Origin of the sequence: Mesorhizobium sp. M0340 (assembly GCF_040321535.1) — a bacterium.
GTDB lineage: Bacteria > Pseudomonadota > Alphaproteobacteria > Rhizobiales > Rhizobiaceae > Mesorhizobium.
Genome location: NZ_JAMYRR010000001.1, coordinates 441,621 through 463,228, shown reverse-complemented (window position 1 = coordinate 463,228; position 21,608 = coordinate 441,621). Strand labels below are relative to the sequence as shown.

21 protein-coding genes and 1 riboswitch are annotated in these 21,608 nt (G+C 62.5%); of the genes, 1 reads left to right on the top strand and 20 read right to left on the bottom strand.

The features are described from left to right. Positions 1 to 295: 295 nt before the first annotated feature. The 20 genes from NKI79_RS02355 to NKI79_RS02260 all read right to left on the bottom strand — a co-directional run bounded on the left by NKI79_RS02355 (position 296) and on the right by NKI79_RS02260 (position 19,809). The gene (locus NKI79_RS02355) at positions 296 to 580 is read right to left on the bottom strand and encodes a DUF1467 family protein (protein ID WP_254818117.1); all 285 of its coding nucleotides are present in this window, start codon (positions 578 to 580) and stop codon (positions 296 to 298) included. After that, the gene (gene mce, locus NKI79_RS02350) at positions 577 to 981 is read right to left on the bottom strand and encodes a methylmalonyl-CoA epimerase (protein ID WP_352477558.1); all 405 of its coding nucleotides are present in this window, start codon (positions 979 to 981) and stop codon (positions 577 to 579) included. Before mce ends, NKI79_RS02355 begins: the two co-directional genes overlap by 4 nt. A gap of 120 nt (positions 982 to 1,101) precedes the next feature. Beyond that, entirely contained in the window at positions 1,102 to 2,772 is a 1,671-nt protein-coding gene (locus tag NKI79_RS02345; protein ID WP_352799634.1) for a ribonuclease J, read from the bottom strand. A 134-nt stretch (positions 2,773 to 2,906) separates the two neighbouring features. Further along, on the bottom strand, positions 2,907 to 3,728 hold the full coding sequence (locus tag NKI79_RS02340; protein ID WP_352477556.1) for a biotin--[acetyl-CoA-carboxylase] ligase: 822 nt from the start codon (positions 3,726 to 3,728) through the stop codon (positions 2,907 to 2,909). Positions 3,729 to 3,732: 4 nt separating this feature from the next. Then, complete coding sequence (gene nuoN, locus NKI79_RS02335) at positions 3,733 to 5,169, bottom strand: NADH-quinone oxidoreductase subunit NuoN (RefSeq protein WP_352799631.1); 1,437 nt, start codon at positions 5,167 to 5,169, stop codon at positions 3,733 to 3,735. Positions 5,170 to 5,186: 17 nt separating this feature from the next. Beyond that, on the bottom strand, positions 5,187 to 6,692 hold the full coding sequence (locus NKI79_RS02330) for an NADH-quinone oxidoreductase subunit M (RefSeq protein WP_352450009.1): 1,506 nt from the start codon (positions 6,690 to 6,692) through the stop codon (positions 5,187 to 5,189). After that, positions 6,692 to 8,665 carry an NADH-quinone oxidoreductase subunit L gene (gene nuoL / locus NKI79_RS02325; protein ID WP_254818111.1) on the bottom strand — a complete coding sequence of 658 codons (1,974 nt, stop codon included), beginning with the start codon at positions 8,663 to 8,665 and terminating at the stop codon, positions 6,692 to 6,694. Before nuoL ends, NKI79_RS02330 begins: the two co-directional genes overlap by 1 nt. Before the next feature lie 11 nt (positions 8,666 to 8,676). After that, a complete protein-coding gene (gene nuoK, locus NKI79_RS02320; protein ID WP_023676620.1) occupies positions 8,677 to 8,985 on the bottom strand; it encodes an NADH-quinone oxidoreductase subunit NuoK in 309 nt (102 codons plus the stop codon). A gap of 1 nt (position 8,986) precedes the next feature. Next, positions 8,987 to 9,607: an NADH-quinone oxidoreductase subunit J gene (locus NKI79_RS02315; protein WP_023676621.1), complete on the bottom strand. Its 621-nt coding sequence runs from the start codon at positions 9,605 to 9,607 to the stop codon at positions 8,987 to 8,989. 230 nt (positions 9,608 to 9,837) lie between these two features. After that, positions 9,838 to 10,329: an NADH-quinone oxidoreductase subunit NuoI gene (gene nuoI / locus NKI79_RS02310; protein ID WP_254818109.1), complete on the bottom strand. Its 492-nt coding sequence runs from the start codon at positions 10,327 to 10,329 to the stop codon at positions 9,838 to 9,840. Beyond that, entirely contained in the window at positions 10,329 to 11,372 is a 1,044-nt protein-coding gene (nuoH, locus tag NKI79_RS02305) for an NADH-quinone oxidoreductase subunit NuoH (protein WP_292663045.1), read from the bottom strand. The genes nuoI and nuoH overlap by 1 nt, the downstream gene beginning before the upstream one ends. Before the next feature lie 2 nt (positions 11,373 to 11,374). Further along, positions 11,375 to 13,456: an NADH-quinone oxidoreductase subunit NuoG gene (nuoG, locus tag NKI79_RS02300; protein ID WP_352799629.1), complete on the bottom strand. Its 2,082-nt coding sequence runs from the start codon at positions 13,454 to 13,456 to the stop codon at positions 11,375 to 11,377. A 74-nt stretch (positions 13,457 to 13,530) separates the two neighbouring features. Then, positions 13,531 to 14,226 carry a helix-hairpin-helix domain-containing protein gene (locus NKI79_RS02295; protein WP_352799628.1) on the bottom strand — a complete coding sequence of 232 codons (696 nt, stop codon included), beginning with the start codon at positions 14,224 to 14,226 and terminating at the stop codon, positions 13,531 to 13,533. Positions 14,227 to 14,305: 79 nt separating this feature from the next. Beyond that, positions 14,306 to 15,610, bottom strand: a complete 1,305-nt coding sequence (gene nuoF, locus NKI79_RS02290; RefSeq protein ID WP_254818105.1) for an NADH-quinone oxidoreductase subunit NuoF — start codon at positions 15,608 to 15,610, stop codon at positions 14,306 to 14,308. 11 nt (positions 15,611 to 15,621) lie between these two features. Next, on the bottom strand, positions 15,622 to 16,683 hold the full coding sequence (gene nuoE / locus NKI79_RS02285; RefSeq protein WP_352799626.1) for an NADH-quinone oxidoreductase subunit NuoE: 1,062 nt from the start codon (positions 16,681 to 16,683) through the stop codon (positions 15,622 to 15,624). Beyond that, positions 16,684 to 17,064, bottom strand: a complete 381-nt coding sequence (locus NKI79_RS02280) for a hypothetical protein (protein ID WP_352799624.1) — start codon at positions 17,062 to 17,064, stop codon at positions 16,684 to 16,686. Then, entirely contained in the window at positions 17,061 to 18,251 is a 1,191-nt protein-coding gene (locus NKI79_RS02275; protein ID WP_254818103.1) for an NADH-quinone oxidoreductase subunit D, read from the bottom strand. The genes NKI79_RS02280 and NKI79_RS02275 overlap by 4 nt, the downstream gene beginning before the upstream one ends. A 9-nt stretch (positions 18,252 to 18,260) precedes the next feature. Beyond that, complete coding sequence (locus tag NKI79_RS02270) at positions 18,261 to 18,866, bottom strand: NADH-quinone oxidoreductase subunit C (RefSeq protein ID WP_352799623.1); 606 nt, start codon at positions 18,864 to 18,866, stop codon at positions 18,261 to 18,263. Between the two features lie 5 nt (positions 18,867 to 18,871). Continuing rightward, entirely contained in the window at positions 18,872 to 19,453 is a 582-nt protein-coding gene (locus tag NKI79_RS02265) for a NuoB/complex I 20 kDa subunit family protein (RefSeq protein ID WP_352799621.1), read from the bottom strand. Then, positions 19,444 to 19,809, bottom strand: a complete 366-nt coding sequence (locus NKI79_RS02260) for an NADH-quinone oxidoreductase subunit A (protein WP_023720750.1) — start codon at positions 19,807 to 19,809, stop codon at positions 19,444 to 19,446. Before NKI79_RS02260 ends, NKI79_RS02265 begins: the two co-directional genes overlap by 10 nt. 336 nt (positions 19,810 to 20,145) lie before the next feature. On the opposite strand from NKI79_RS02260, the gene NKI79_RS02255 reads away from it, so the two are divergent. Next, a complete protein-coding gene (locus NKI79_RS02255) occupies positions 20,146 to 21,345 on the top strand; it encodes a winged helix-turn-helix domain-containing protein (protein WP_352799620.1) in 1,200 nt (399 codons plus the stop codon). 29 nt (positions 21,346 to 21,374) lie between these two features. Continuing rightward, positions 21,375 to 21,578, top strand: a riboswitch (cobalamin riboswitch). Positions 21,579 to 21,608: the final 30 nt, after the last annotated feature.

Sequence of the window (21,608 nt, the reverse complement as noted above, 5' to 3'; positions counted from 1 at the left end):
AGGGTAGAGAAAAATCTGCCCTCCTACGCGGTCAAAGTCTTGGGAGGATGCGATCTAGGCGCGGTAACTCGCTGCCGCCGGACACCGGAAACAGATCGGACGCGTTTAAATTGCAAGGCCTCGCGCCTTGCATTTTTTTTGTGCAATCATTTGGTTAGCACGACAGATTACCAAACTACATGACGTTGCGTCAGCCCAAGCCCGCCCCGGGGCTTTACTTGGGTTGACCTTGCTGGCTCAGCTTGATTTCAGGGCGTCGGCTAGGCTGGGATAGCCGGACACGGTAGGTAGCCGGCTAATGCGCTGGGCTCTGGTTGAAATCTGGTACGATGTGCGGGATGTCATCGATGCCGAGGCCAAGCCCTCTCGTGATGCCGTAGAAGATACCCATGAGGACCAGCGTGGCGATTGTCGTGCGCAGCGCCGCGCGCAGCATATGCGGTCCGCGCGGTGCGCTCGGAACCGTGCCAAGCGTCACGTCCCGGTCCTCGTCCTGTGTCCGCATGCTGAACGGCAGCACGGCGAACAACACCACCCACCATGTGGCGAAGAACAGGGCGACAAACGAAACCCAACTCATGCTTGCTCCAGTTCGACCAGCGTGCCGAAGAAATCCTTGGGGTGCAGAAACAATACCGGTTTGCCATGCGCGCCGGTCTTCGGCTTGCCGTCGCCCAGCACGCGCGCGCCGCTGGCCTTGAGACGGTCGCGCGCCGCAACAATGTCGTCCACCTCGTAGCAGAGATGGTGCATGCCGCCGGACGGATTCTTCTCGAGGAATGCGGCGATCGGCGAAGCTTCGCCTAGCGGCTCGAGCAACTCGATCCTGGTGTTGCCGACGTCGACGAACACCACCGTAACGCCATGCTCCGGCAGCGCCTGCGGCGCGGTTACGCGCGCGCCAAGCGTATCACGATAGACCGCCGCAGCCGCGGCCAGATCCGGCACCGCAAGCGCGACATGGTTGAGGCGTCCGAGCATAGAGTGCTCCCGGTTAGGGGAGTAGGGGAATAGGGGAGTACGGGAGTAGGGAAAACAAGTTTGGAGAGTGCAAGCTACCTGTTCTTCCCTACTCCCCTACTGCCCTACTCCCCTACTCCCTCATCTTGTGACGAACACTGTCACCAGCGGCTTCTTGCCCCAGGCTTCGTTGGCCGCGCCGCGCACCGCGCGCCGCACCGCCTCCTGGACCAGGTCGAGGTCTTTTCGGCGCTGGCGGGGGATGGAGTCCACGGCGCCGATTGCCGCATCGATCATCAGGTCTTCCAGGCTCTCGCCGCTGCCGTCGGCCTCGGCGACGCCGATGGCGACGAGATCGGGATCGCCGGCAAGCTCGTATTTGTCGTCGAGCACCACGTTGACGGCGACATGGCCGGCAAAGGACAGCCTGCGGCGGTCGCGAATGCCCATCGCCTGATCGCTGCCGATCAGCCTTCCGTCCTTGTAGATGCGGCCGAACGGAACCTGGTCGATGATGGCGGCGGCACCCGGATACAGCCTGAGCATGTCGCCGTCGCGCACCTGCGCCACCTGGCCGATGCCGGACATCGACATCAGCGAGCCCTGCGCCACCAGATGCGCTGCCTCGCCATGTACGGGAACGCCGATCTGCGGCCGCACCCATTCATACATCTTGCGCAATTCGCTGCGGCGTGGATGGCCGGAGACATGCACCAGCGCATCGCCGTCCTCGATGATCTTGATGCCGAGATCGATAAGGCGGTTCTTGATTTCGAGGATCGCCTTCTCGTTGCCGGGAATGGTGCGCGAGGAAAACACCACCGTGTCGCCGGCCGTCAGCGCCACCGACTTCATCTCGTCGCGCGACAGCTTGGCAAGTGCGGCAAGCGGCTCGCCTTGGCTTCCGGTGCAGATGATGACGAGGTTTTCGCGCGGGATGAAGCCGTAATCCTCCTCGGCGATGAATTCCGGCAACCCGTCCATATAACCGAGTTCATCAGCCACATCGATGACGCGCTTCATCGAGCGGCCAAGCACCAGGCATTGGCGGCCGGCATCCCGCGCTGCCTTGGCGATCGAGACGATGCGGCCGACATTGGAGGAGAAGCTGCTGACGGCGACACGGCCCTTGGCATTCTGGATGACACCCTTGAGGCCCTCGCCTACCGCCACTTCCGACGGTGATTCCCCTTCCCGCAGCGCGTTGGTGGAATCGCAGATCAACGCCAGCACGCCCTTGTCGCCATAGGCACGAAAGCGTGCCTCGTCGGTCATCGGCCCCACCGTCGGCGCCGGATCGATCTTCCAGTCGCCGGTATGGATGACGACGCCGGCCGGCGTGGTGATCGCCAGCGACATCGGTTCGGGAATGGAGTGCGCGACGGGGATGGCCTCGATCTCGAACGGACCGACGGTGAATTTCTCGCCAGCCCGGTAGATCGTCACCGGGATCTTCGGCGCCCCTTGCTCGCCCTGCCGCTTGGCTTCCAGCAGGCCGGCGCCGAACGGCGTCATCCAGACCGGCGCCTTGAGCTTCGGCCAGATGTCGTGCAGCGCGCCGTAGTGGTCCTCATGTGCATGGGTAATGACGATGCCGCGCAGATTGGCGACATTCTCCTCGATGAAGCGGGTGTCGGGCAGTACCAGGTCGACGCCGGGCAGGGTTGCATCGGGAAAAGTAACGCCGACGTCGACGACGATCCATTCGCGCGCATTGGCCGGCCCATAGCCGTAGAGGGCGAAGTTCATGCCGATCTCGCCGACACCGCCGAGCGGCACGAAGACAAGTTCGGCATTTTCCGCTGTCGCCATGGTCTTTCCTTCCTTGCCGGTCAAATTGTGGGCCGGTCAAATTGTGGGCCGGTCAAAATTGTCGGCCAATCAAAATTGTCGGCCGGTCAAATTCAAGCTGGTCAAATACCTGGCCAGTCAAACGTATTGGCCAGTCAACCGACGGCCGATGCGACCGCGCCGAAATGCACGTCGCCGGCGGCGATCGTCAGAACCGAGCCTTCATCGTCGCGGATCACGAAACGGCAGTCTTCGTCAATGGTCTCGAAGGTGCCGCGCACCACATTACCGTCAATTCTGACAGCAACCTGCCCGCCAAGCCCCGCCGCGCGCGCCAGCCAGCGCCGCCTGACGGCGGCAAGCCCACGCCCTTCGTTCCACAGCCGGGCATTCTCGCTCCACGCATCCGACAGCGCCAGAAACAGTGTCTCGGCATCGCAAGCCGACCCCAGCGCGTTGAGCGACGTCGCTGGATAGGGCAAATCATTGGGATAAGCCACCACATTGACGCCGATGCCAACAGCCACCGCCGAACGGTCGCCGTCCAGCATCGCCGATTCCAGCAGGATGCCGGCGAGCTTGGCGCCCGAGGCAAGCACGTCGTTCGGCCATTTCAACTCGAAGCGGTTCTTGCCCTGGCTCGCACCATCGAGGCCGATCGCAATCCTGCCTTTCGGCACGACGGCGTCGAGCGCGTCGGCCAGCGCCAGTCCGGCAACGAAGCCGAGCGTCGCGGCAAGTCGAAGCTCGGTGTTGGTGATCACCAGCAGCGTCGCCGCCAGATTGCCCTCGGGCGTCGCCCAGGCGCGGCCGCGGCGGCCACGTCCCGCTTCCTGCTTTTTTGAGACGACCCAGAGTTTGCCCGGATCGCCGGCCCGCGCGTGCTCCAGCGCCAACGCATTGGTGGAGCCGACCGTATCGTGCGCCTCGAGCCGGAACCCTTCCGAAGCCGCGGTTGGAGCCAGCCTGAACGTCATTCCGTTAGAAGAAGGTCTTGGCCGCGGCGGCTGCGTAGGTTCCGATCGGGCCGCCGATCAGCACGTAGAACAGCACGAAAGCGCCGCAGGCGCCGAGCACGACGCGCAGTTCGGTCGCCATCGGCACGAAGCCGCCGACCGGTTCGTCGAACCACATGATCTTGATGATGCGCAGATAATAATAGGCGCCCACCACAGAGGCCAGCACGCCGATGATCGCCAGCGCGTAGAGGTTGGCATTGATGGCGGCGAGGAACACGTACCATTTCCCCCAGAAGCCGGCGAGCGGCGGGATACCGGCCAGCGAGAACATCATGATGGTGAGGATCGTCGCCATGATTGGGTTGGTCGCCGACAGGCCGGCGAGATCGCTGATCTGCTCGACATTGCCCTCCTTGCGCCGCATGGCCAGGATGAAGGCGAAGGTGCCGAGCGTCATCACCAGATAGATCAGCATGTAGATGGCGACGCCGCGCACGCCGTCCTGGCTGTTGGCGGCAAGGCCGACCAGAGCATAACCCATATGGCCGATGGAGGAATAGGCCATCAGCCGCTTGATGTTGGTCTGGCCGATGGCAGCGAAGGCGCCGAGCGCCATCGAGGCGATCGAGATGAAGACGATGATCTGCTGCCAGTCGGTGGCGATCGGCTTGAAGGCGCCCATGGTGACGCGCACCATCAGCGCCATCGCCGCCATTTTGGGTGCCGCCGCCAGAAAGGCCGTCACCGGCGTCGGCGCGCCCTCATAGACGTCGGGCGTCCACATATGGAACGGCACCGCCGAGATCTTGAAGGCAAGGCCGGCCAGCACAAAGACCAAGCCGAAGACGAGGCCGAGCTGGCGCTCGCCGCCGCTGAGCGCCGCGGCGATCTCCTGGAAGCCCGTGTTGCCCGTGTAGCCGTAGACCAGCGAGATGCCGTAAAGCAGCATGCCCGACGACAGCGCGCCAAGGACGAAGTACTTCAGCCCGGCCTCGGTCGAGCGCAGATTATCGCGGTTGATCGCCGCCAGCACGTAGATCGCCAGCGACTGCAGCTCGAGGCCGAGATAGAGCCCGATCATGCCGTTGGCCGAGATCATCAGCATCATGCCGAGCGTGCAGAGCAGGATCAGCACCGGATATTCGAACTTGTCGAAACGCTCCGCCTGGGCAAAGCGAACCGACATGACCAGCGTCACCGCCGAGCCGATCAGCGCCAACATCTTCATGAAGCGGGCGAATGGGTCCTGGATGAAGGCTTCGCCATAGGCGTTGCCCTGCCCCGGGGAAAAGATCAGCCAGGCGCCGGCGATCACCAGCACGGCAACAGCAAGGCCGCTCACCGTGACGGCGGTGTTGGCGCGAGAATAGGCGCCGAGCATCAACAGCGCCAAGGCGCCGATGGCGAGGATCAGCTCTGGCGTCGAGAGCGACAGGCTGGAGAGAAGGTCCGGCGTCATGGTTCGCAAACCCCCAGTCAGTTCGCCGCCGCGGTCTGCGCGGCGCCGATGGATGCGGTGACATTGGTAACGAGCGCCTTGACCGATTCGGCCGTCGCGTCGAAGATCGGCGCCGGATAGACGCCGAAGAAGATGACCAGCGCGACCAGTGGATAGATGATCACCTTTTCGCGCGTCGACAGGTCGAGCAAACCTTTCAGGCTTTCCTTGGTCAGTGCGCCGAAGATCACCTTGCGGTAGAGCCAGAGCGCATAGGCCGCCGACAGTATGACGCCGGTGGCGGCGAAGAACGCCACCCAGGTGTTGACCCGGAACACGCCGAGCATGGTCAGGAACTCGCCGACGAAGCCGCTGGTGCCGGGCAGGCCGACATTGGCCATGGTGAAGATCATGAACACGGTTGCATATTTCGGCATGTTGTTGACCAACCCGCCATAGGCGTCAATGTCGCGCGTGTGCATGCGGTCGTAAACGACGCCGACGCAGAGGAACAGCGCGCCGGAGACCAGCCCGTGCGACAGCATCTGGAAGATCGAGCCCTGGACGCCTTCCTGGTTCATCGCGAAGATGCCCATGGTAACGAAGCCCATGTGAGCGACCGACGAATAGGCGATCAGCTTCTTCATGTCCTCCTGCATCAGCGCCACCAGCGAGGTGTAGATGATGGCGACAACGGAAAGCGTGAAGATCAGCGGCGCGAACATTTCGGATGCGATCGGAAACATCGGCAGCGAAAAACGCAGGAAGCCGTACCCGCCCATCTTGAGCAGGATGGCGGCCAGAATCACCGAGCCGGCCGTCGGCGCTTCGACATGCGCGTCCGGCAGCCAGGTATGCACCGGCCACATTGGCATCTTCACCGCAAAGGACGCGAAGAAGGCAAGCCATAGCCAGGTCTGCATATTGGCCGGGAAATTATGCGTCAGAAGCGTCGGGATATCGGTGGTGCCGGACTGGAAGAACATCGCCATGATGGCGAGCAGCATCAGCACCGAGCCGGCCAGGGTGTAGAGGAAGAACTTGAACGAGGCATAGACGCGCCGCTTGCCGCCCCACACGCCGATGATGATGAACATCGGGATCAGGCCGGCTTCGAAGAAGACGTAGAACAAGACGATGTCCAGCGCACAGAACACGCCGATCATCAGCGTCTCGAGCAGCAGGAAGGCGATCATATAGGCTTTGACGCGCTTCTCGATCGATTCCCACGAGGCGAGAATGCAAAGCGGCATCAGGAAGGTGGTCAGGATGACGAACAGCATGGAGATGCCGTCTACGCCCATATGGTAGGAGATGCCGGAATCCAGCCAGGCAAACTTCTCGACGAACTGGAAGCCAGGTTGCGAATTGTCGAAGCCGGTCCAGATAAACAGCGAAATCACAAACGTGAACGCAGTCGTGAAAAGCGCGATGGCGCGGATGTTGCGGCGCGCGTTCTCGCTGTCATCACGCACGAAAAGGATGAGCAGCACACCAACCAGCGGCAGGAAGGTGACCAGCGATAGGATCGGCCAGGCGGTCATCAGAGCATCATCCAGGTGACGAGTGCGGCAACGCCGATCAGCATGGCGAAGGCATAGTGGTAGAGATAGCCGGTCTGCAGCTTGACGACCCGGTTGGTGACGTCGACGACGCGCGCCGAAATGCCGTCCGGCCCGAGCCCGTCGATGACGGTGCCGTCGCCGGTCTTCCACAGGAAGCTGCCGAGGCGCTTTGCCGGCCGCACGAACAGGAAGTCGTAGAGCTCGTCGAAATACCATTTGTTGAGCAGGAAGGCGTAGAGCAGGCGATGGTTGGCGGCGACGCTCCGAGGCATTTCCGGCGCGCGAATATAGAACTGCCAGGCTATCGCAAAGCCGATCAGCATGGCGATGAACGGCGACAGCTCGACCCATAATGGCACTTCGTGGATTTCGTGCAGGATATGGTTGTCCGGGAGCGTGAACAGCGACGCCTTCCAGAATTCGGCATAGCCCTCGCCGATGAAGGCGCCGTGGAAGATCACCCCCGCGAACAGCGCGCCCGCGGCCAGGATGAACAGCGGCACCAGCATGACCGGCGGCGATTCATGGACATGGTGCATGACCTCGTGGCTGGCCCGCGGCTCGCCGTGGAAGGTCATGAAGATCAGCCGCCAGGAGTAGAAGGAGGTGAAGCAGGCAGCAATGACCAGCAATATGAAGGCAAACGCGGCGACCGCATTGTGGCCGGCGAAGGCCGCTTCGATGATGGCGTCCTTGGAAAAGAAGCCGGCCGTGCCGATGATCGTTACCGGAATGCCGACACCGGTCAGCGCAAGCGTGCCGATCACCATCATCCAGTAAGTCGTCGGGATCAGCGTCCTTAGGCCACCCATTTTGCGCATGTCCTGCTCGTCGGAGACGGCGTGGATGACCGAGCCCGAGCCGAGGAACAGCAGCGCCTTGAAGAAGGCGTGGGTGAACAGATGGAAAATCGCCGCGCCATAGGCGCCGACGCCGAGCGCCACGAACATGTAGCCGAGCTGCGAACAGGTCGAATAGGCGATGACGCGCTTGATGTCGTTCTGGACAAGACCGACTGTCGCCGCGAAGAAGGCGGTGAAGGCGCCGATGAAGGTGACCACCGTCAGTGCCGAATGCGACAGCTCGAATAGCGGCGACAGCCGCGCCAGCATGAACACGCCTGCCGTCACCATGGTGGCCGCATGGATCAGTGCGGAGACCGGCGTCGGGCCTTCCATGGCATCCGGCAGCCAGGTGTGCAGCGGCACCTGCGCCGACTTGCCCATCGCGCCCATGAACAGGAGCAGGCAGACGACCGTCATCGCGGCCTGCTTATCGAGCGCATAGCCGAGGAAGGTCAGTACGGCCGCGCCTTGCGGCGCGCCTTCGGCTGGAATGAACGTCGCCGCATTGGCGAAAATGGTGCCGAGATTGACCGAGCCGAACAGCACGAACACGCCGAATATGCCGAGCGCAAAACCGAAATCGCCGACGCGGTTGACGACGAAGGCCTTGATCGCAGCTGCATTGGCCGACGGCTTCTTGTACCAGAAGCCGATCAGCAGATAGGAGGCAAGGCCGACGCCTTCCCAGCCGAAGAACATCTGCACGAGGTTGTCGGCCGTCACCAGCATCAGCATGGCGAAGGTAAACAGCGACAGATAGGCGAAGAAGCGCGGCCGGTCCGGGTCGTGATGCATGTAGCCGATCGAGTAGACATGGACCAGCGCCGACACCGTATTGACGACGACCAGCATCACCACGGTCAGCGTATCGATCCGCAGCGCCCACGACGCTTCGAGGCCGCCTGACTGGATCCAGCGCAGTACCGGCACGGTGAACACCTCGCCGCCGCCGAAGCCGACCGAGAAGAAGGCAACCCACGACAGCACAGCGGCGATCACCAGGAAGCCGGAGGTGATGTATTCGGAAGCCTTGGCGCCGAGCGAAGTGCCGAACAGGCCGACGATCAGGAAGCCGAGCAGCGGAAGGAAGACGATGGCCTGATACATGGTGGTTTCCGTCAACCCTTCATCATGTTCACGTCTTCGACCGCGATCGAGCCGCGGTTGCGGAAGAAGACGACGAGAATGGCGAGGCCGATCGCCGCTTCGGCCGCCGCGACCGTCAGCACGAACAGTGCGAACACCTGGCCGACCAAATCGCCGAGCGCCGCCGAAAAGGCGACGAAATTGATGTTGACCGCAAGCAGGATCAGCTCGATCGACATCAGGATGACGATGACGTTCCTGCGGTTCAGGAAGATACCGAACACGCCGAGCGTGAACAGGATCGCCGATACGGTCAGGTAGTGCGCGATGCCGACGACCATCTCAGACTCCTTCGCCCGTCTTGACCTTGCGGATTTCCACTCCGGTTGCCGCCGTGCGGCCGACCTGGGCGGCGATCGACTGCCGCTTGACGCCCGGCTTGTGGCGCAGCGTCAGCACGATGGCGCCGATCATGGCGACCAGCAGCACCAGGCCAGCTACCTGGAAGTAATAGAGGTAATCCGTATAGAGGATGTCGCCGAGCGCTGCCGTATTGGAGCGCGCGGCCAGGTCCGGAATGGGCTTGGCGACCGTCGCCGCCAGTTTCGGCGCGAATGTATAGCCGCCGAGCACCACGATCAGCTCCGCCGCCAGGATCAGCCCGACCAGCGCGCCGATCGGTGCATATTGCAGGGCGCCTTCCTTCATCTCGGCGAAGTCGACATCGAGCATCATGACCACGAACAGGAACAGCACCAGCACCGCGCCGACATAGACGACGAGCAGGATCATCGCCAGGAACTCGGCGCCGGTCAGCATGAACAGGCCGGCGGCGTTGAAGAAGGTCAGGATCAGGAACAGCACCGAATGCACGGGATTGCGCGCCGAAATGACCATGAACGCCGATGCCACCGCGACAAAGGCGAAGAGGTAGAAAAAGGCCGCCTCTAGTCCACTCAGCATGGGTTCCCCCGGGTTTCCTGTCAGAACAGGACGTTCGTCCTGTTTTTTGCCACCGCCTCCGGTCGGCAAGTTGCGTGTTCCTATCGCATGTTCCGATCGGGTTGAAAGACCCGATCGAAAAGAAAACATGCGACACTCTTTCATTCCGGAGGATGATCTTGTCCGAAAAGTCTGCAACTTTTCGGGATCATCCTCTGAACGAGGCCCTCGCCCCGTCCATGCGTCAAATATCAGCGGTAAGGCGCATCCAGCGAGATGTTGCGCGCCAGCTCACGCTCCCAGCGGTCACCATTGGCCAGAAGCCTGTCCTTGTCGTAGTAAAGTTCCTCGCGCGTCTCCGTCGCGAACTCGAAATTCGGTCCCTCGACGATGGCGTCGACCGGGCATGCTTCCTGGCAGAAGCCGCAATAGATGCATTTCACCATGTCGATGTCGTAGCGCACGGTGCGCCGCGTGCCGTCATTGCGGCGTGGGCCGGCTTCGATGGTGATGGCCTGTGCCGGGCAGATCGCCTCGCACAATTTGCAGGCGATGCAGCGTTCCTCGCCGTTCGGGTAGCGGCGCAGCGCATGCTCGCCGCGGAAGCGCGGGCTGACCGGTCCCTTCTCATGCGGATAGTTGATCGTCTCCTTCGGCGCGAAGAACTGGCGCATCGACAGAAAGAAAGCGCCGACGAAATCCTGCAAAAGCAGTGACTTGGCGGCCTGGGATAATGCAGACATCAGGCAAACCCCGTGATCTTTAGGAAAGCGGCGGTGGCGACCACCATGAACAGCGAGATCGGCAGGAACACCTTCCAGCCGAGTCGCATCAGCTGGTCGTAGCGATAGCGCGGCACGAACGCCTTCACCATGGAGAACATGAAGAACACCAGGCAGACCTTGAGCACGAACCAGATCAGCCCCGGCACCCAGGTGAACGGCGCGAAGTTGAAGGGCGGCAGCCAGCCGCCAAGGAACAGGATGGTTGCCAACGCGCACATCAGGACGACGGCGACATATTCGCCGAGGAAGAACAATAGGAACGGCGTCGAGGAATATTCGACCATATGGCCGGCGACGAGTTCCGATTCGGCTTCCACGAGGTCGAAGGGCGGACGGTTGGTCTCGGCCAACGCCGAGATGAAGAAGACGATGAACATCGGGAACAGCGACAGCCAATGCCAGTCGAGGAAGGTGTTGGGCAGGCCGAGCCGCGTGCCCAGCCCGTCCTGCTGCGACAGGACGATGTCGGACAGGTTGAGCGAGCCGACGCAAAGCAGCACGGTGACGATGACAAAGCCGATCGAGACTTCGTAGGACACCATCTGCGCCGCCGAGCGCAGCGCGCCAAGGAACGGGTATTTCGAATTGGACGCCCAGCCGCCCATGATCACGCCATAGACCTCGAGCGAGGAGATGGCGAAGACATAGAGGATGCCGACATTGACGTTGGCGATCGCCCAGCCTTCATTGACCGGTATGACCGCCCATGCAGAGATCGCCAGCACCGCCGACACCAAGGGCGCCAGCAGGAAAACGCCCTTATTGGCGCCGGACGGGATCACCGGTTCCTTGAAGACGAATTTCAGCAGATCGGCGAAGGCCTGCAGCGTGCCCCACGGGCCGACGACGTTCGGTCCGCGGCGCAATTGCACCGCCGCCCAGATCTTGCGGTCTGCGTAAAGCACATAGGCGACGAAGATCAACAGAACGACGATCAGCACGACCGACTTCAAAAGGATCAGCAGCGCCGGCAGCACATAAAAGGAGAAGAAGGTGTCCATATCTACTCCGCCGCCTGCCTGAAGCCGTTTTTCGCCAAAGCCGAGCATTCGGCCATCACCGCGGAAGCCCGCGCGATCGGATTGGTCAGGTAGAAATCCTTGACCGGTGAGGTGAAGGTGCCCTTGTTCAGCCGACCGCCGAGCTTGGCCACCCTGGCGATGTCGGCCGGGTGGCCGGCCGCGACATGGTCGACGCGGGCAAGATGCGGGTATTGCGCATAGAGCTTTGCGCGCAGTTGCTGCAGCGAATCGAACGGCAGCTTCTTGCCGAGCACATCCGACAGAGCCCGAAGGATCGCCCAGTCCTCGCGCGCTTCGCCGGGCGCGAAGCCGGCACGGTTGGTCTGCTGCACGCGGCCTTCGGTGTTGACGAAGGTGCCCGACTTCTCGGTATAGGCGGCGCCCGGCAGGATGACGTTGGCGCGATGCGCGCCCTTGTCGCCATGCGTGCCGATATAGACGACGAAAGCGCCGCCGGTCTTGGCCATGTCGATTTCGTCGGCGCCGAGCAGGAACAGCACGTCGGTCTCGCCCAGCATGCCGGCGACATTCCTGCCGCCCTCGCCCGGTACGAAGCCGACATCGAGGCCGCCGACGCGTGCCGCGGCGGTGTGCAGCACGGCAAAGCCGTTCCAGTCGGCCCTTGCGGCATTGACGGCGACGGCGAGCTTCGCCGCCTGGCCAAGCACGGCCGCGCCGTCCGGACGCGCCAGCGCACCCTGTCCGACGATGATCAGCGGATGCGTCGCCTTCTTCAGCAGCTGGAAGAACTTGCCGTTGCCGTCGGCCAGATCCTTCAGCGATTCCGGCCCGGCGCCGAGCTGCTCGTAATCATAGCGGGTATCGCCGACATCGCCGATGACGCCGACCGGCAGATTGCCGGCCCGCCAGCGCTTGCGGATGCGGGCGTTGAGCAAGGATGCCTCGAAGCGCGGATTGGCGCCGACGATCAGCACCGCATCGGCCTGTTCGATGCCTTCGATGGTCGGGTTGAAGACATAGCTCGCCCGGCCGAGCGACGGATCGAGTGCGGCACCGTCCTGGCGGCAGTCGGTGTTCTTCGAGCCGAGCGAAGCCATCAGAAGCTTAAGCGCGTAGATCTCCTCGACGGCGGCAAGATCGCCGGCAATGGCACCGATCTTTTCGGGTGCGGCATTCGACACCGCTTCCTTGATCGCGGAAAAAGCCTCGGCCCAGCTTGCCGGTGCCAGTCTGCCGTCCTTGCGCACATAGGGGCGGTCGAGGCGCTGCGTGCGCAAGCCGTCCCAGATGAAGCGGGTCTTGTCGGAAATCCATTCCTCGTTCACCGCCTCGTTGGTACGCGGCAGGATGCGCATCACTTCGCGGCCCCGGCTATCGACGCGGATGGCCGAGCCGACGGCGTCCATCACGTCGATGGATTCTGTCTTGGTCAGTTCCCAAGGGCGTGCCTGGAAGGCGTAGGGTTTGGAGGTCAGCGCGCCGACGGGGCAAAGGTCGATGACATTGCCCTGCAGTTCCGAAGTCATCGCGCTTTCGAGATAGGTGGTGATCTCGGCATCCTCGCCGCGGCCGATCAGGCCGAGCTCGGATATGCCCGCAATCTCGGTGGTAAAGCGGACGCAGCGCGTGCAATGGATGCAGCGGTTCATGATCGTCTTGACCAGCGGCCCGATATACTTGTCTTCGACCGCCCGCTTGTTCTCGTGGTAGCGTGAGGAATCGACGCCGAACGCCATCGCCTGGTCCTGCAGGTCGCACTCGCCGCCCTGATCGCAGATCGGGCAATCCAGCGGATGGTTGATCAGCAGGAATTCCATCACGCCTTCGCGGGCCTTCTTGACCATCGGCGTGTTGGTGAAAATTTCCGGCGGCTCGCCATTTGGACCGGGGCGCAGGTCGCGCACGCCCATGGCGCAGGACGCCTGCGGCTTGGGCGGGCCGCCCTTCACCTCGATCAGGCACATGCGGCAATTGCCGGCGATCGACAGCCGCTCATGGAAGCAGAAGCGCGGCACTTCAGCACCTGCGTCCTCGGCCGCCTGCAGCAGCGTGTAGTGGTCGGGTACAGTGATCTCTTTCCCGTCGACCTTGAGCTTTGCCATTTCGCCTCAAACCCCTGCGGACGTTCCGCAATCTTTCCTTCCGGGCGCAGCCGACACCGCGCACGATATTGAATTCAATTTTTGGCCCCGGCCAATGCGGCGGCCTGACCGATCCAGCCGTCACGGCCGATACGGCCCTTCAACGACAGGTAATCTTCGACCCAGGCGATCTCTTGCGGCGTCCACGCGGCAATCTGGGCGTATGTCCAGATGCCAAGGCCGTTCAGCACCTTTTCCAGTTTCGGCCCGATACCCGATATTGCCTTGAGGTCGGCGGGCACGGCTGGCCGGTCCATCGGCTTGGGCTGCTTGAAATCTTCCGGCATCAGCCCGGCCGATGCGTCCGCTGCAACGGCGCTCGCATTCGCCACGCTCCGCGCCGCAGTGCTTGTCGCAATGTCGGTCACGTCATTGGCGAAGGACTGCGCCTCGGCAATCAGGGTTTTGGTGGCTGCGCGCGCCTTGGTCGAGGAGCTTTTGCCGGTCTCGGAAACGCGTTCGGTCCGGGCCTCGAAATCCTCGGTGACCGGCTGCCAAAGCCGCTGCGAGGTCTCGGCCACGCCTGAAAGCACGCCCATCCAGATGCCAAAGGCGTGGTTGGCAAGCCCGATGCCGAGTGCCGTCATCGCCGCCGCGCCGGCGACAGGATGCGCCAGGAGATTGACGGCGCTGGCCATCTCCTTCGGCATTGTCCTGGTTAGGTCCTGGTTCATCTTCAACAACGGGTCCACATCGGGCGTCAAATCGTCGGGTATCGAAAACAGCGACATAGGTGGTCTCCTGGTCGTTTCCGTCTGCCCCGCGCTCGTTTCCTCGTTTCGGGCATTCGCCCGCATTTTTTGAATTCTTCTATTCCGCCGCCGCCAGCACCGGTTCGGCGCGGTGTGCGTTGCGCGAAAACTCGTCGATGCGCCGCTCCACCTCGCCACGGAAATGCCGCATCAGACCCTGGATCGGCCATGCCGCCGCATCGCCCAGAGCGCAGATCGTGTGGCCCTCGACCTGCTTGGTCACGTCGAGCAGCATGTCGATCTCGCGCTTCTGCGCCTCGCCGCGCACCAGCCGTTCCATCACCCGCCACATCCAGCCCGTGCCCTCACGGCAGGGCGTGCACTGGCCGCAGCTCTCGTGCTTGTAGAAATAGGACAGCCGCGCGATCGCCTTCACGACATCGGTCGACTTGTCCATGACGATGACAGCCGCGGTGCCGAGGCCCGATTTCAGGTCGCGCAGCGCATCGAAATCCATCGGCGCGTCGATAATCTGCTCGGCCGGCACCAGCGGCACCGAGGCGCCGCCCGGAATGACCGCCAGCAGATTGTCCCAGCCGCCGCGGATGCCGCCGCAATGCGTCTCGATCAGTTCGCGGAACGGGATCGACATCGCCTCTTCGACGGTGCACGGATTGTTGACGTGGCCGGAGATGCAGAACAGCTTGGTGCCGGCATTGTTGGGCCGGCCGAAGGACGAGAACCAGGCCGCACCGCGGCGCAGAATGGTTGGCGCGACAGCGATCGACTCGACATTGTTGACCGTCGTCGGGCAGCCATAGAGGCCGACATTGGCCGGGAAAGGCGGCTTCAGCCGCGGCTGGCCCTTCTTGCCCTCGAGGCTTTCGAGCAGCGCCGTTTCCTCGCCGCAGATATAGGCGCCGGCGCCATGGTGCATGTAGATGTCGAAATCATAGCCGGACGTGTTGTTCTTGCCGATCAGCTTGGCCGCATAGGCCTCGTCGATGGCGCGCTGCAGCGCCTCGCGCTCGCGGATGAACTCGCCGCGCACATAGATGTAGGCGGCGACCGCGCCCATGGCGAAGCCCGCGATCAGGCAGCCCTCGACCAGCGTATGCGGATCGTGGCGCAATATATCGCGGTCCTTGCAGGTGCCGGGTTCGGATTCGTCGGCATTGACAACGAGATAACTCGGCCGGCCGTCGCTCTGCTTGGGCATGAACGACCATTTCAGCCCGGTCGGGAAGCCGGCGCCGCCGCGGCCGCGCAGGCCCGATGCCTTCATCTCGTTGACGATCCACTCGCGCCCCTTGGCGATGATGCCGGGCGTGTTGTCCCAGGCGCCGCGCGCCATGGCGCCGGCCAGCGACTTGTCGAAGCGGCCGTAGATATTGTTGAAGATGCGGTCTCTGTCCTGAAGCATTGCTCGTTCCTTCAGACCGGCTTCTTGCCGGTCGGCCGGCGCTTGTTTCCGGGCGACGGCTTGGCCGCTTCGGCGGCAGCCTTCGCCGGTTTAACCTTGGCCTCCGGCGCTTTGAAAGCAGACGCCGGCTCGGCCTTGTTCTTGGAGCCTTTGCGCTGTTTCGAGACGTCCTCGACCTGCGGCTCGGCCTTGTTGGCATTGGCGGCCGAATGCAGAGGCGCAGCAACGCTCGCGGCGTTCTCCGCCGCGGGCGCAACTTTTGTCGCCGACGGCGATTTCAGCGCCGGGCTGGTCTCGACCGCATCAGTCTTCGGCTTGCTGGCATTCGAGGGCGCAACTGGCGCCGGTGCAGGCGCGGCAGCAGGCGGAACCGGCGCTGCGGCGTTAGCCGCCGGCGCCGCTTCCTTGGCGGCCTTGGTCGCGGCCCTGGTTTCCCGGTCGCGGGTCGCCTTGAGGATCGCCTTTTCACTCTTAAGGGTCGTCAGGCCACTGGCCGGCTCAGAGGTGATGCGGCCGTTTTGCGGTCCCGGTTTCACCGTGGCGCCCTTGCCGGCGTCATAAAGGTCGATGATCTCGGCAAGCCGCTCCGGCGTCAAATCCTCATAGGTGTCCTTGAATATCATCACCATCGGCGCGTTGACGCAGGCGCCGAGGCACTCGACCTCCTCCCACGACAGCGTGCCCTTGTCGTTGGTATGGAACTGGTCGTGATGGATCTTCGAGCGGCACACGTCCATCAGCGCTTCCGAGCCGCGCAGCATGCAGGGCGTGGTGCCGCAGACCTGGATGTGGGCGCGGCTGCCGACCGGATTGAGCTGGTATTGCGTATAGAAGGTGGCGACTTCCAGCCCTCTGATATAGGGCATGCCGAGCATGTCGGAGATCGCCTCGATCGCCGCCTTGGTCACCCAGCCTTCCTGCTCCTGCGCCAGCATCAGCAAGGGGATGGTCGCGGATTGCTCGCGCCCCTTCGGATATTTCTTGATCCACTGCTTCGCCGCTGCCGCATTCGCCCGGTTGAAGGCGAAGGAGGCTGGCTGGAGGCTGGCTTCTGCGAGACGGCGGACTGACATTTAATTTTGAACTCTGTTGTAGCAGTCAAAATAAAGGCGAGGGTCGGACCTGGCCATGCGCGCGGTCTTCTCATCGCTTGCGATCTTTCCCCAAGTAGTGTCGACATAGTCGCGATATTTGCGGTACGGATCCGAGCAATCCGCGCCAAGTGCCACCTTCCAATCCGGATATGCCGTATCGGCGTACAGATACCAACCGGAATCCAGGCTCCAAAGCCTGCCCGTCGTCGTTACCCTGCACATGACATCTGTCTTCACGCCCTCAGGCTGGCAGGACACCCAATAGGCTTGCGGCGAACTGCCCCAGGCGGCAATTGCACCCATGCCTGCCACTCCGCCTGAAAAGCCGGCAGCAACATGCAGGGCGCTCCGCATCTTCAACGATCCACCTCCCCAAAGACGATATCGAGTGAACCCAACACCGCGGTGACGTCGGCCAACATGTGGCCGCGGCACAAAAAGTCCATGGCTTGCAGATGCGCAAAGCCCGGCGCGCGCAGCTTGCAGCGGTAGGGCTTGTTGGTGCCGTCGGAGACGAGATAGACGCCGAACTCGCCCTTCGGCGCCTCGACCGCGGCATAGACCTCGCCGGCTGGAACGCGGTAGCCTTCGGTGTAGAGCTTGAAGTGATGGATCAGCGCTTCCATCGAGCGCTTCATCGCCGCGCGCTTCGGCGGCACCACCTTGCCGTCGAGGTTCGACACCGGCCCGCCGCCCTCCTTGCCGAGCAACAGATCGACGCACTGGCGCATGATTTTCGCCGACTGCCGCATCTCTTCCATGCGCACCAGATAGCGGTCGAAACAGTCACCGTTCTTGCCGACCGGAATGTCGAAATCCAGCTCGGCATAGCATTCGTAAGGTTGCGATTTGCGCAGGTCCCAAGGCGCACCCGAGCCGCGCACCATGACGCCTGAAAAACCCCAGGCCCAGGCGTCCGCCAGGGAGACGGTGGCAATGTCGACATTTCGCTGCTTGAAGATGCGATTGCCGGTCAAAAGCGCGTCAAGGTCGTCGATCGACTTCAGGAACGGGTCGATCCACTTGCCGATGTCCTCGATCAGCTTCTGCGGCAGGTCTTGATGCACACCGCCCGGCCGGAAATAGGCCGCATGCATGCGCGAGCCCGAGGCGCGCTCGTAAAACACCATCAGCTTTTCGCGCTCGACAAAGCCCCACAGCGGCGGCGTCAGCGCGCCGACATCCATCGCCTGCGTCGTCACATTGAGGATGTGCGACATGATGCGCCCGATCTCGGAGTAGAGAACTCGAATAAGCTGTCCGCGCTTCGGCACCTCGATGCCGAGCAGCCGTTCGGCGGCGAGCGCGAAGGCATGCTCCTGGTTCATCGGCGCGCAATAGTCGAGCCGGTCGAGATAGGGCACGGCCTGCAGATAAGTCTTGTGCTCGATCAGCTTTTCCGTGCCGCGATGCAAAAGTCCAATATGCGGATCGACGCGATCAACGACTTCCCCGTCCAATTCAAGAACCAACCGCAAAACACCATGCGCTGCAGGGTGTTGCGGGCCAAAGTTGATATTGAAGTTGCGAACGGAAGTCTCAGCCATTTTGGCGTCTCAATTCGTCTTGGCTTTTTCGTCGCCTGGAAGAACGTAATCCGTCCCCTCCCAAGGGCTGAGAAAATCGAAATTGCGGAATTCCTGCTTGAGCTCCACCGGCTCGTAGATGACGCGCTTGGCCTCGTCGTCGTAACGCACCTCGACGAAGCCGGTCAGCGGAAAGTCCTTGCGCAGCGGATGGCCTTCGAAGCCGTAGTCGGTCAGAATCCGCCGCAGATCGGGATGACCCGAAAACAGCACGCCATAGAGATCGTAGGTTTCGCGTTCGAACCAGTCGGCGCCGGGATATATGCCGGTGATTGACGGCACCAGCGTCTCTTCGTCGGCCTGGACCTTGATGCGGATGCGGATATTCTGCCTCGGCGACAGCAAATGATAGACGACGTCGAAGCGCTTTGCCCGCGACGGATAATCGGCGCCGCAGACATCGATGATCGAGATGAACTGGCATTTCGGGTCGTCGCGCAGGAAGGTCACTACCTCGATCAGGTCGCGCGGTTCGACCGAGATGGTGAGTTCACCATAGGCAAACACCGCCTCGCCGATCCGGCCGGTCAGCTTCTCGCCGAGATAGGTCGAGAGGTCATTCAACGCCTGGGTCATGCCGCTCACCGCTCGATCGTGCCGGTGCGGCGGATCTTCTTCTGCAGGAGAAGGATGCCGTAGAGCAGCGCTTCGGCGCTCGGCGGGCAGCCGGGCACGTAGATGTCGACCGGCACGATGCGGTCGCAGCCGCGCACCACCGAATAGGAATAATGATAATAGCCGCCGCCATTGGCGCAGGAGCCCATCGAGATGACGTAGCGCGGCTCCGGCATCTGATCGTAGACCTTGCGCAGCGCCGGCGCCATCTTGTTGGTCAGCGTGCCGGCAACGATCATGATGTCGGACTGACGCGGAGACGCGCGCGGCGCAACACCGAACCTTTCCGAGTCATAGCGCGGCATCGAGGTATGGATCATCTCGACCGCGCAGCAGGCGAGACCGAAGGTCATGAACATCAGCGAGCCGCTGCGCGCCCAGGTGATCAGCGCCTCGGTCGAGGTGACGAGAAAGCCCTTGTCGGCGAGCTCGTTGTTGATCTCCAGGAAGAACGGATCATCCTCCCCAACCGGCTTGCCGGTGTTGGGGTCGATGAGGCCCTTGGGCTTCGGCGCGACGAGCGTGCCGGAACTGTCGTTCAATCCCATTCCAGCGCTCCTTTTTTCCATTCATAGGCAAAGCCGATGGTCAGCACCGCCAAAAACACCATCATCGACCAAAAACCGAGCATGCCGATCTGGCTGAACGACACCGCCCAAGGAAACAGGAAGGCCACCTCCAGATCGAAGATGATGAACAGGATCGACACCAGGTAGAAGCGGATGTCGAACTTCATGCGCGCATCGTCGAACGAGTTGAAGCCGCATTCATAGGCCGAAAGCTTTTCCGGATCGGGGTTGCGGTAGGCCACCAGGAAGGGTGCGGCAAGCAGCGCCAGCCCGACCACCAGCGCCACGCCGATGAACAGGACGATGGGCAGGTACGAACCTAAAAGTGCGTTCATGCTGCAGTTTCCGTTGGCGGCCAATCCACCCTGATTACAGCACCGGACCCACTTGCGGAAGCGTGACAGTTTAACCACTGAACCGTTTTAAGGGGGCTCTATGCTGCAACGCGGCGAGGGTTAGCGCAGCGCTTTCGGCGAAGCAAGTCAAACCTTGTTCAAATCGCGGTACTGGGCGGCATATCCGGGAAAACTGGTCAGATCCGCTCCTGTTTGATTTCTTTCACTTTTCACTCCACTTTTCTCTCCTGACATGGATACCGCCAAAACCCTGCTAGCATGGCGCGGAATCGCAGATTCTCTTCTCTGTCCGGCATCATCAGGATACCCGCATTGATGAAGGAAAAAATCTCACTTCGCATGGCCCGCCACATCGCGCTGGCGGCACAGGGATTCAATGACCCCCGACCCGCCGGTACACCCGACCGCCGACATCTGGCCCGCGTGCTTGCCCGTACCGGCCTGCTGCAGATCGATTCCGTCAGCGCCGTGGTGCGCGCCCACTACATGCCGCTCTATTCGCGGCTTGGCCCCTACAAGCTGGCGCTGCTCGACGACGCCGCCATAACGCGCAAGCGCATGGTCTTTGAATATTGGGCGCACGAAGCCTCCTTCCTGCCGGTCGAGACCTATCCGCTGATGCGCTGGCGCATGCAGCGGGCCGAGCGCGGCGAGGAAATGTACAGCGGACTGGCCAAATGGGGCCGCGAGCACGCCGCCTATATCGAAGACATCTATCGCGAGGTCGCCGAACGAGGCCCGATCGCGGCGTCGGCTTTCGAAGGCCAGAAGGGTTCGGGCGGCTGGTGGGGCTGGAGCCATGCCAAGCACGCCTTCGAATGGCTGTTCTGGGCCGGCCGCATCACCACCGCGCATCGCCGCGGCTTCGAACGGTTCTACGATCTGCCGGAGCGCGTACTGCCGCCCGCGATACTCGCTCTACCGGTTCCCTGCCCCGAGGACGCCCACCGCGAATTGCTGCGCATCTCCGCCCGCGCCCATGGCGTCGCCACGGCAGGCGACCTGCGCGATTATTTCCGCCTCTCGCCCGCCGACATCAAGGGCCGTATCGAGGAGTTGGTCGAGGCTGGCGAACTGTTGCCGGTGAGCGTCGAAGGCTGGAGCAAAACAGCCTATCTTCATAAGGACGCCCGTTTGCCGCGCAGGATCGAGGCGCGCGCCTTGCTTGCGCCGTTCGATCCCGTCGTCTTCGAGCGGTCGCGCACCGAGCGGCTGTTCGAATTCCACTACCGCATCGAGATCTATACGCCGGCCGAAAAGCGCCGGTATGGCTATTATGTGCTGCCGTTCCTGCTCGGCGACAGCATCGTCGGGCGCGTCGACCTCAGGGCCGACCGTCCGGCCGGCGTATTGCGCGTCCATGCCGCCTATGCGGAGCCCGGCGCCCCGCCACAAACCGCTGCCGAACTCTTCGAGGAATTGAAGCAGATGCAGGGCTGGCTCGGGCTTGAGCGCATCGCGGTGACGGCTGCCGGCGACCTTGGCCGGCCGCTCGCAGATATCGCCGCGTCATAGACGTGCGTTGACACGACTGCCTCCACAAGCCTAAATCCGTTTCAGACGGTCCCCTGCCCGCAACGGCAGGGGCCAAGAGGGAATGCGGTGCGAAATCTCGATTTCAAATCCGCGGCTGTCCCCGCAACTGTAAGCGACGAGCCAAGGCCGAAAACCACTGGGATATTCCCGGGAAGGCGGCACCAAGGCGATGACCCGCGAGCCAGGAGACCTGCCGTCTAGGACATAAGAATCCGATCGCCTGGCGGGTTTTCCGGGCAAGG

What these genes read in the sequence shown, in the direction of transcription:
- NKI79_RS02355 (WP_254818117.1), bottom strand. Translation starts at nt 580, where the DNA reads ATGAGTTGGGTTTCGTTTGTCGCCCTGTTCTTCGCCACATGGTGGGTG.
- mce (WP_352477558.1), bottom strand. Translation starts at nt 981, where the DNA reads ATGCTCGGACGCCTCAACCATGTCGCGCTTGCGGTGCCGGATCTGGCC.
- NKI79_RS02345 (WP_352799634.1), bottom strand. Translation starts at nt 2,772, where the DNA reads ATGGCGACAGCGGAAAATGCCGAACTTGTCTTCGTGCCGCTCGGCGGT.
- NKI79_RS02340 (WP_352477556.1), bottom strand. Translation starts at nt 3,728, where the DNA reads ATGACGTTCAGGCTGGCTCCAACCGCGGCTTCGGAAGGGTTCCGGCTC.
- nuoN (WP_352799631.1), bottom strand. Translation starts at nt 5,169, where the DNA reads ATGACGCCGGACCTTCTCTCCAGCCTGTCGCTCTCGACGCCAGAGCTG.
- NKI79_RS02330 (WP_352450009.1), bottom strand. Translation starts at nt 6,692, where the DNA reads ATGACCGCCTGGCCGATCCTATCGCTGGTCACCTTCCTGCCGCTGGTT.
- nuoL (WP_254818111.1), bottom strand. Translation starts at nt 8,665, where the DNA reads ATGTATCAGGCCATCGTCTTCCTTCCGCTGCTCGGCTTCCTGATCGTC.
- nuoK (WP_023676620.1), bottom strand. Translation starts at nt 8,985, where the DNA reads ATGGTCGTCGGCATCGCGCACTACCTGACCGTATCGGCGATCCTGTTC.
- NKI79_RS02315 (WP_023676621.1), bottom strand. Translation starts at nt 9,607, where the DNA reads ATGCTGAGTGGACTAGAGGCGGCCTTTTTCTACCTCTTCGCCTTTGTC.
- nuoI (WP_254818109.1), bottom strand. Translation starts at nt 10,329, where the DNA reads ATGTCTGCATTATCCCAGGCCGCCAAGTCACTGCTTTTGCAGGATTTC.
- nuoH (WP_292663045.1), bottom strand. Translation starts at nt 11,372, where the DNA reads ATGGACACCTTCTTCTCCTTTTATGTGCTGCCGGCGCTGCTGATCCTT.
- nuoG (WP_352799629.1), bottom strand. Translation starts at nt 13,456, where the DNA reads ATGGCAAAGCTCAAGGTCGACGGGAAAGAGATCACTGTACCCGACCAC.
- NKI79_RS02295 (WP_352799628.1), bottom strand. Translation starts at nt 14,226, where the DNA reads ATGTCGCTGTTTTCGATACCCGACGATTTGACGCCCGATGTGGACCCG.
- nuoF (WP_254818105.1), bottom strand. Translation starts at nt 15,610, where the DNA reads ATGCTTCAGGACAGAGACCGCATCTTCAACAATATCTACGGCCGCTTC.
- nuoE (WP_352799626.1), bottom strand. Translation starts at nt 16,683, where the DNA reads ATGTCAGTCCGCCGTCTCGCAGAAGCCAGCCTCCAGCCAGCCTCCTTC.
- NKI79_RS02275 (WP_254818103.1), bottom strand. Translation starts at nt 18,251, where the DNA reads ATGGCTGAGACTTCCGTTCGCAACTTCAATATCAACTTTGGCCCGCAA.
- NKI79_RS02270 (WP_352799623.1), bottom strand. Translation starts at nt 18,866, where the DNA reads ATGACCCAGGCGTTGAATGACCTCTCGACCTATCTCGGCGAGAAGCTG.
- NKI79_RS02265 (WP_352799621.1), bottom strand. Translation starts at nt 19,453, where the DNA reads ATGGGATTGAACGACAGTTCCGGCACGCTCGTCGCGCCGAAGCCCAAG.
- NKI79_RS02260 (WP_023720750.1), bottom strand. Translation starts at nt 19,809, where the DNA reads ATGAACGCACTTTTAGGTTCGTACCTGCCCATCGTCCTGTTCATCGGC.
- NKI79_RS02255 (WP_352799620.1), top strand. Translation starts at nt 20,146, where the DNA reads ATGAAGGAAAAAATCTCACTTCGCATGGCCCGCCACATCGCGCTGGCG.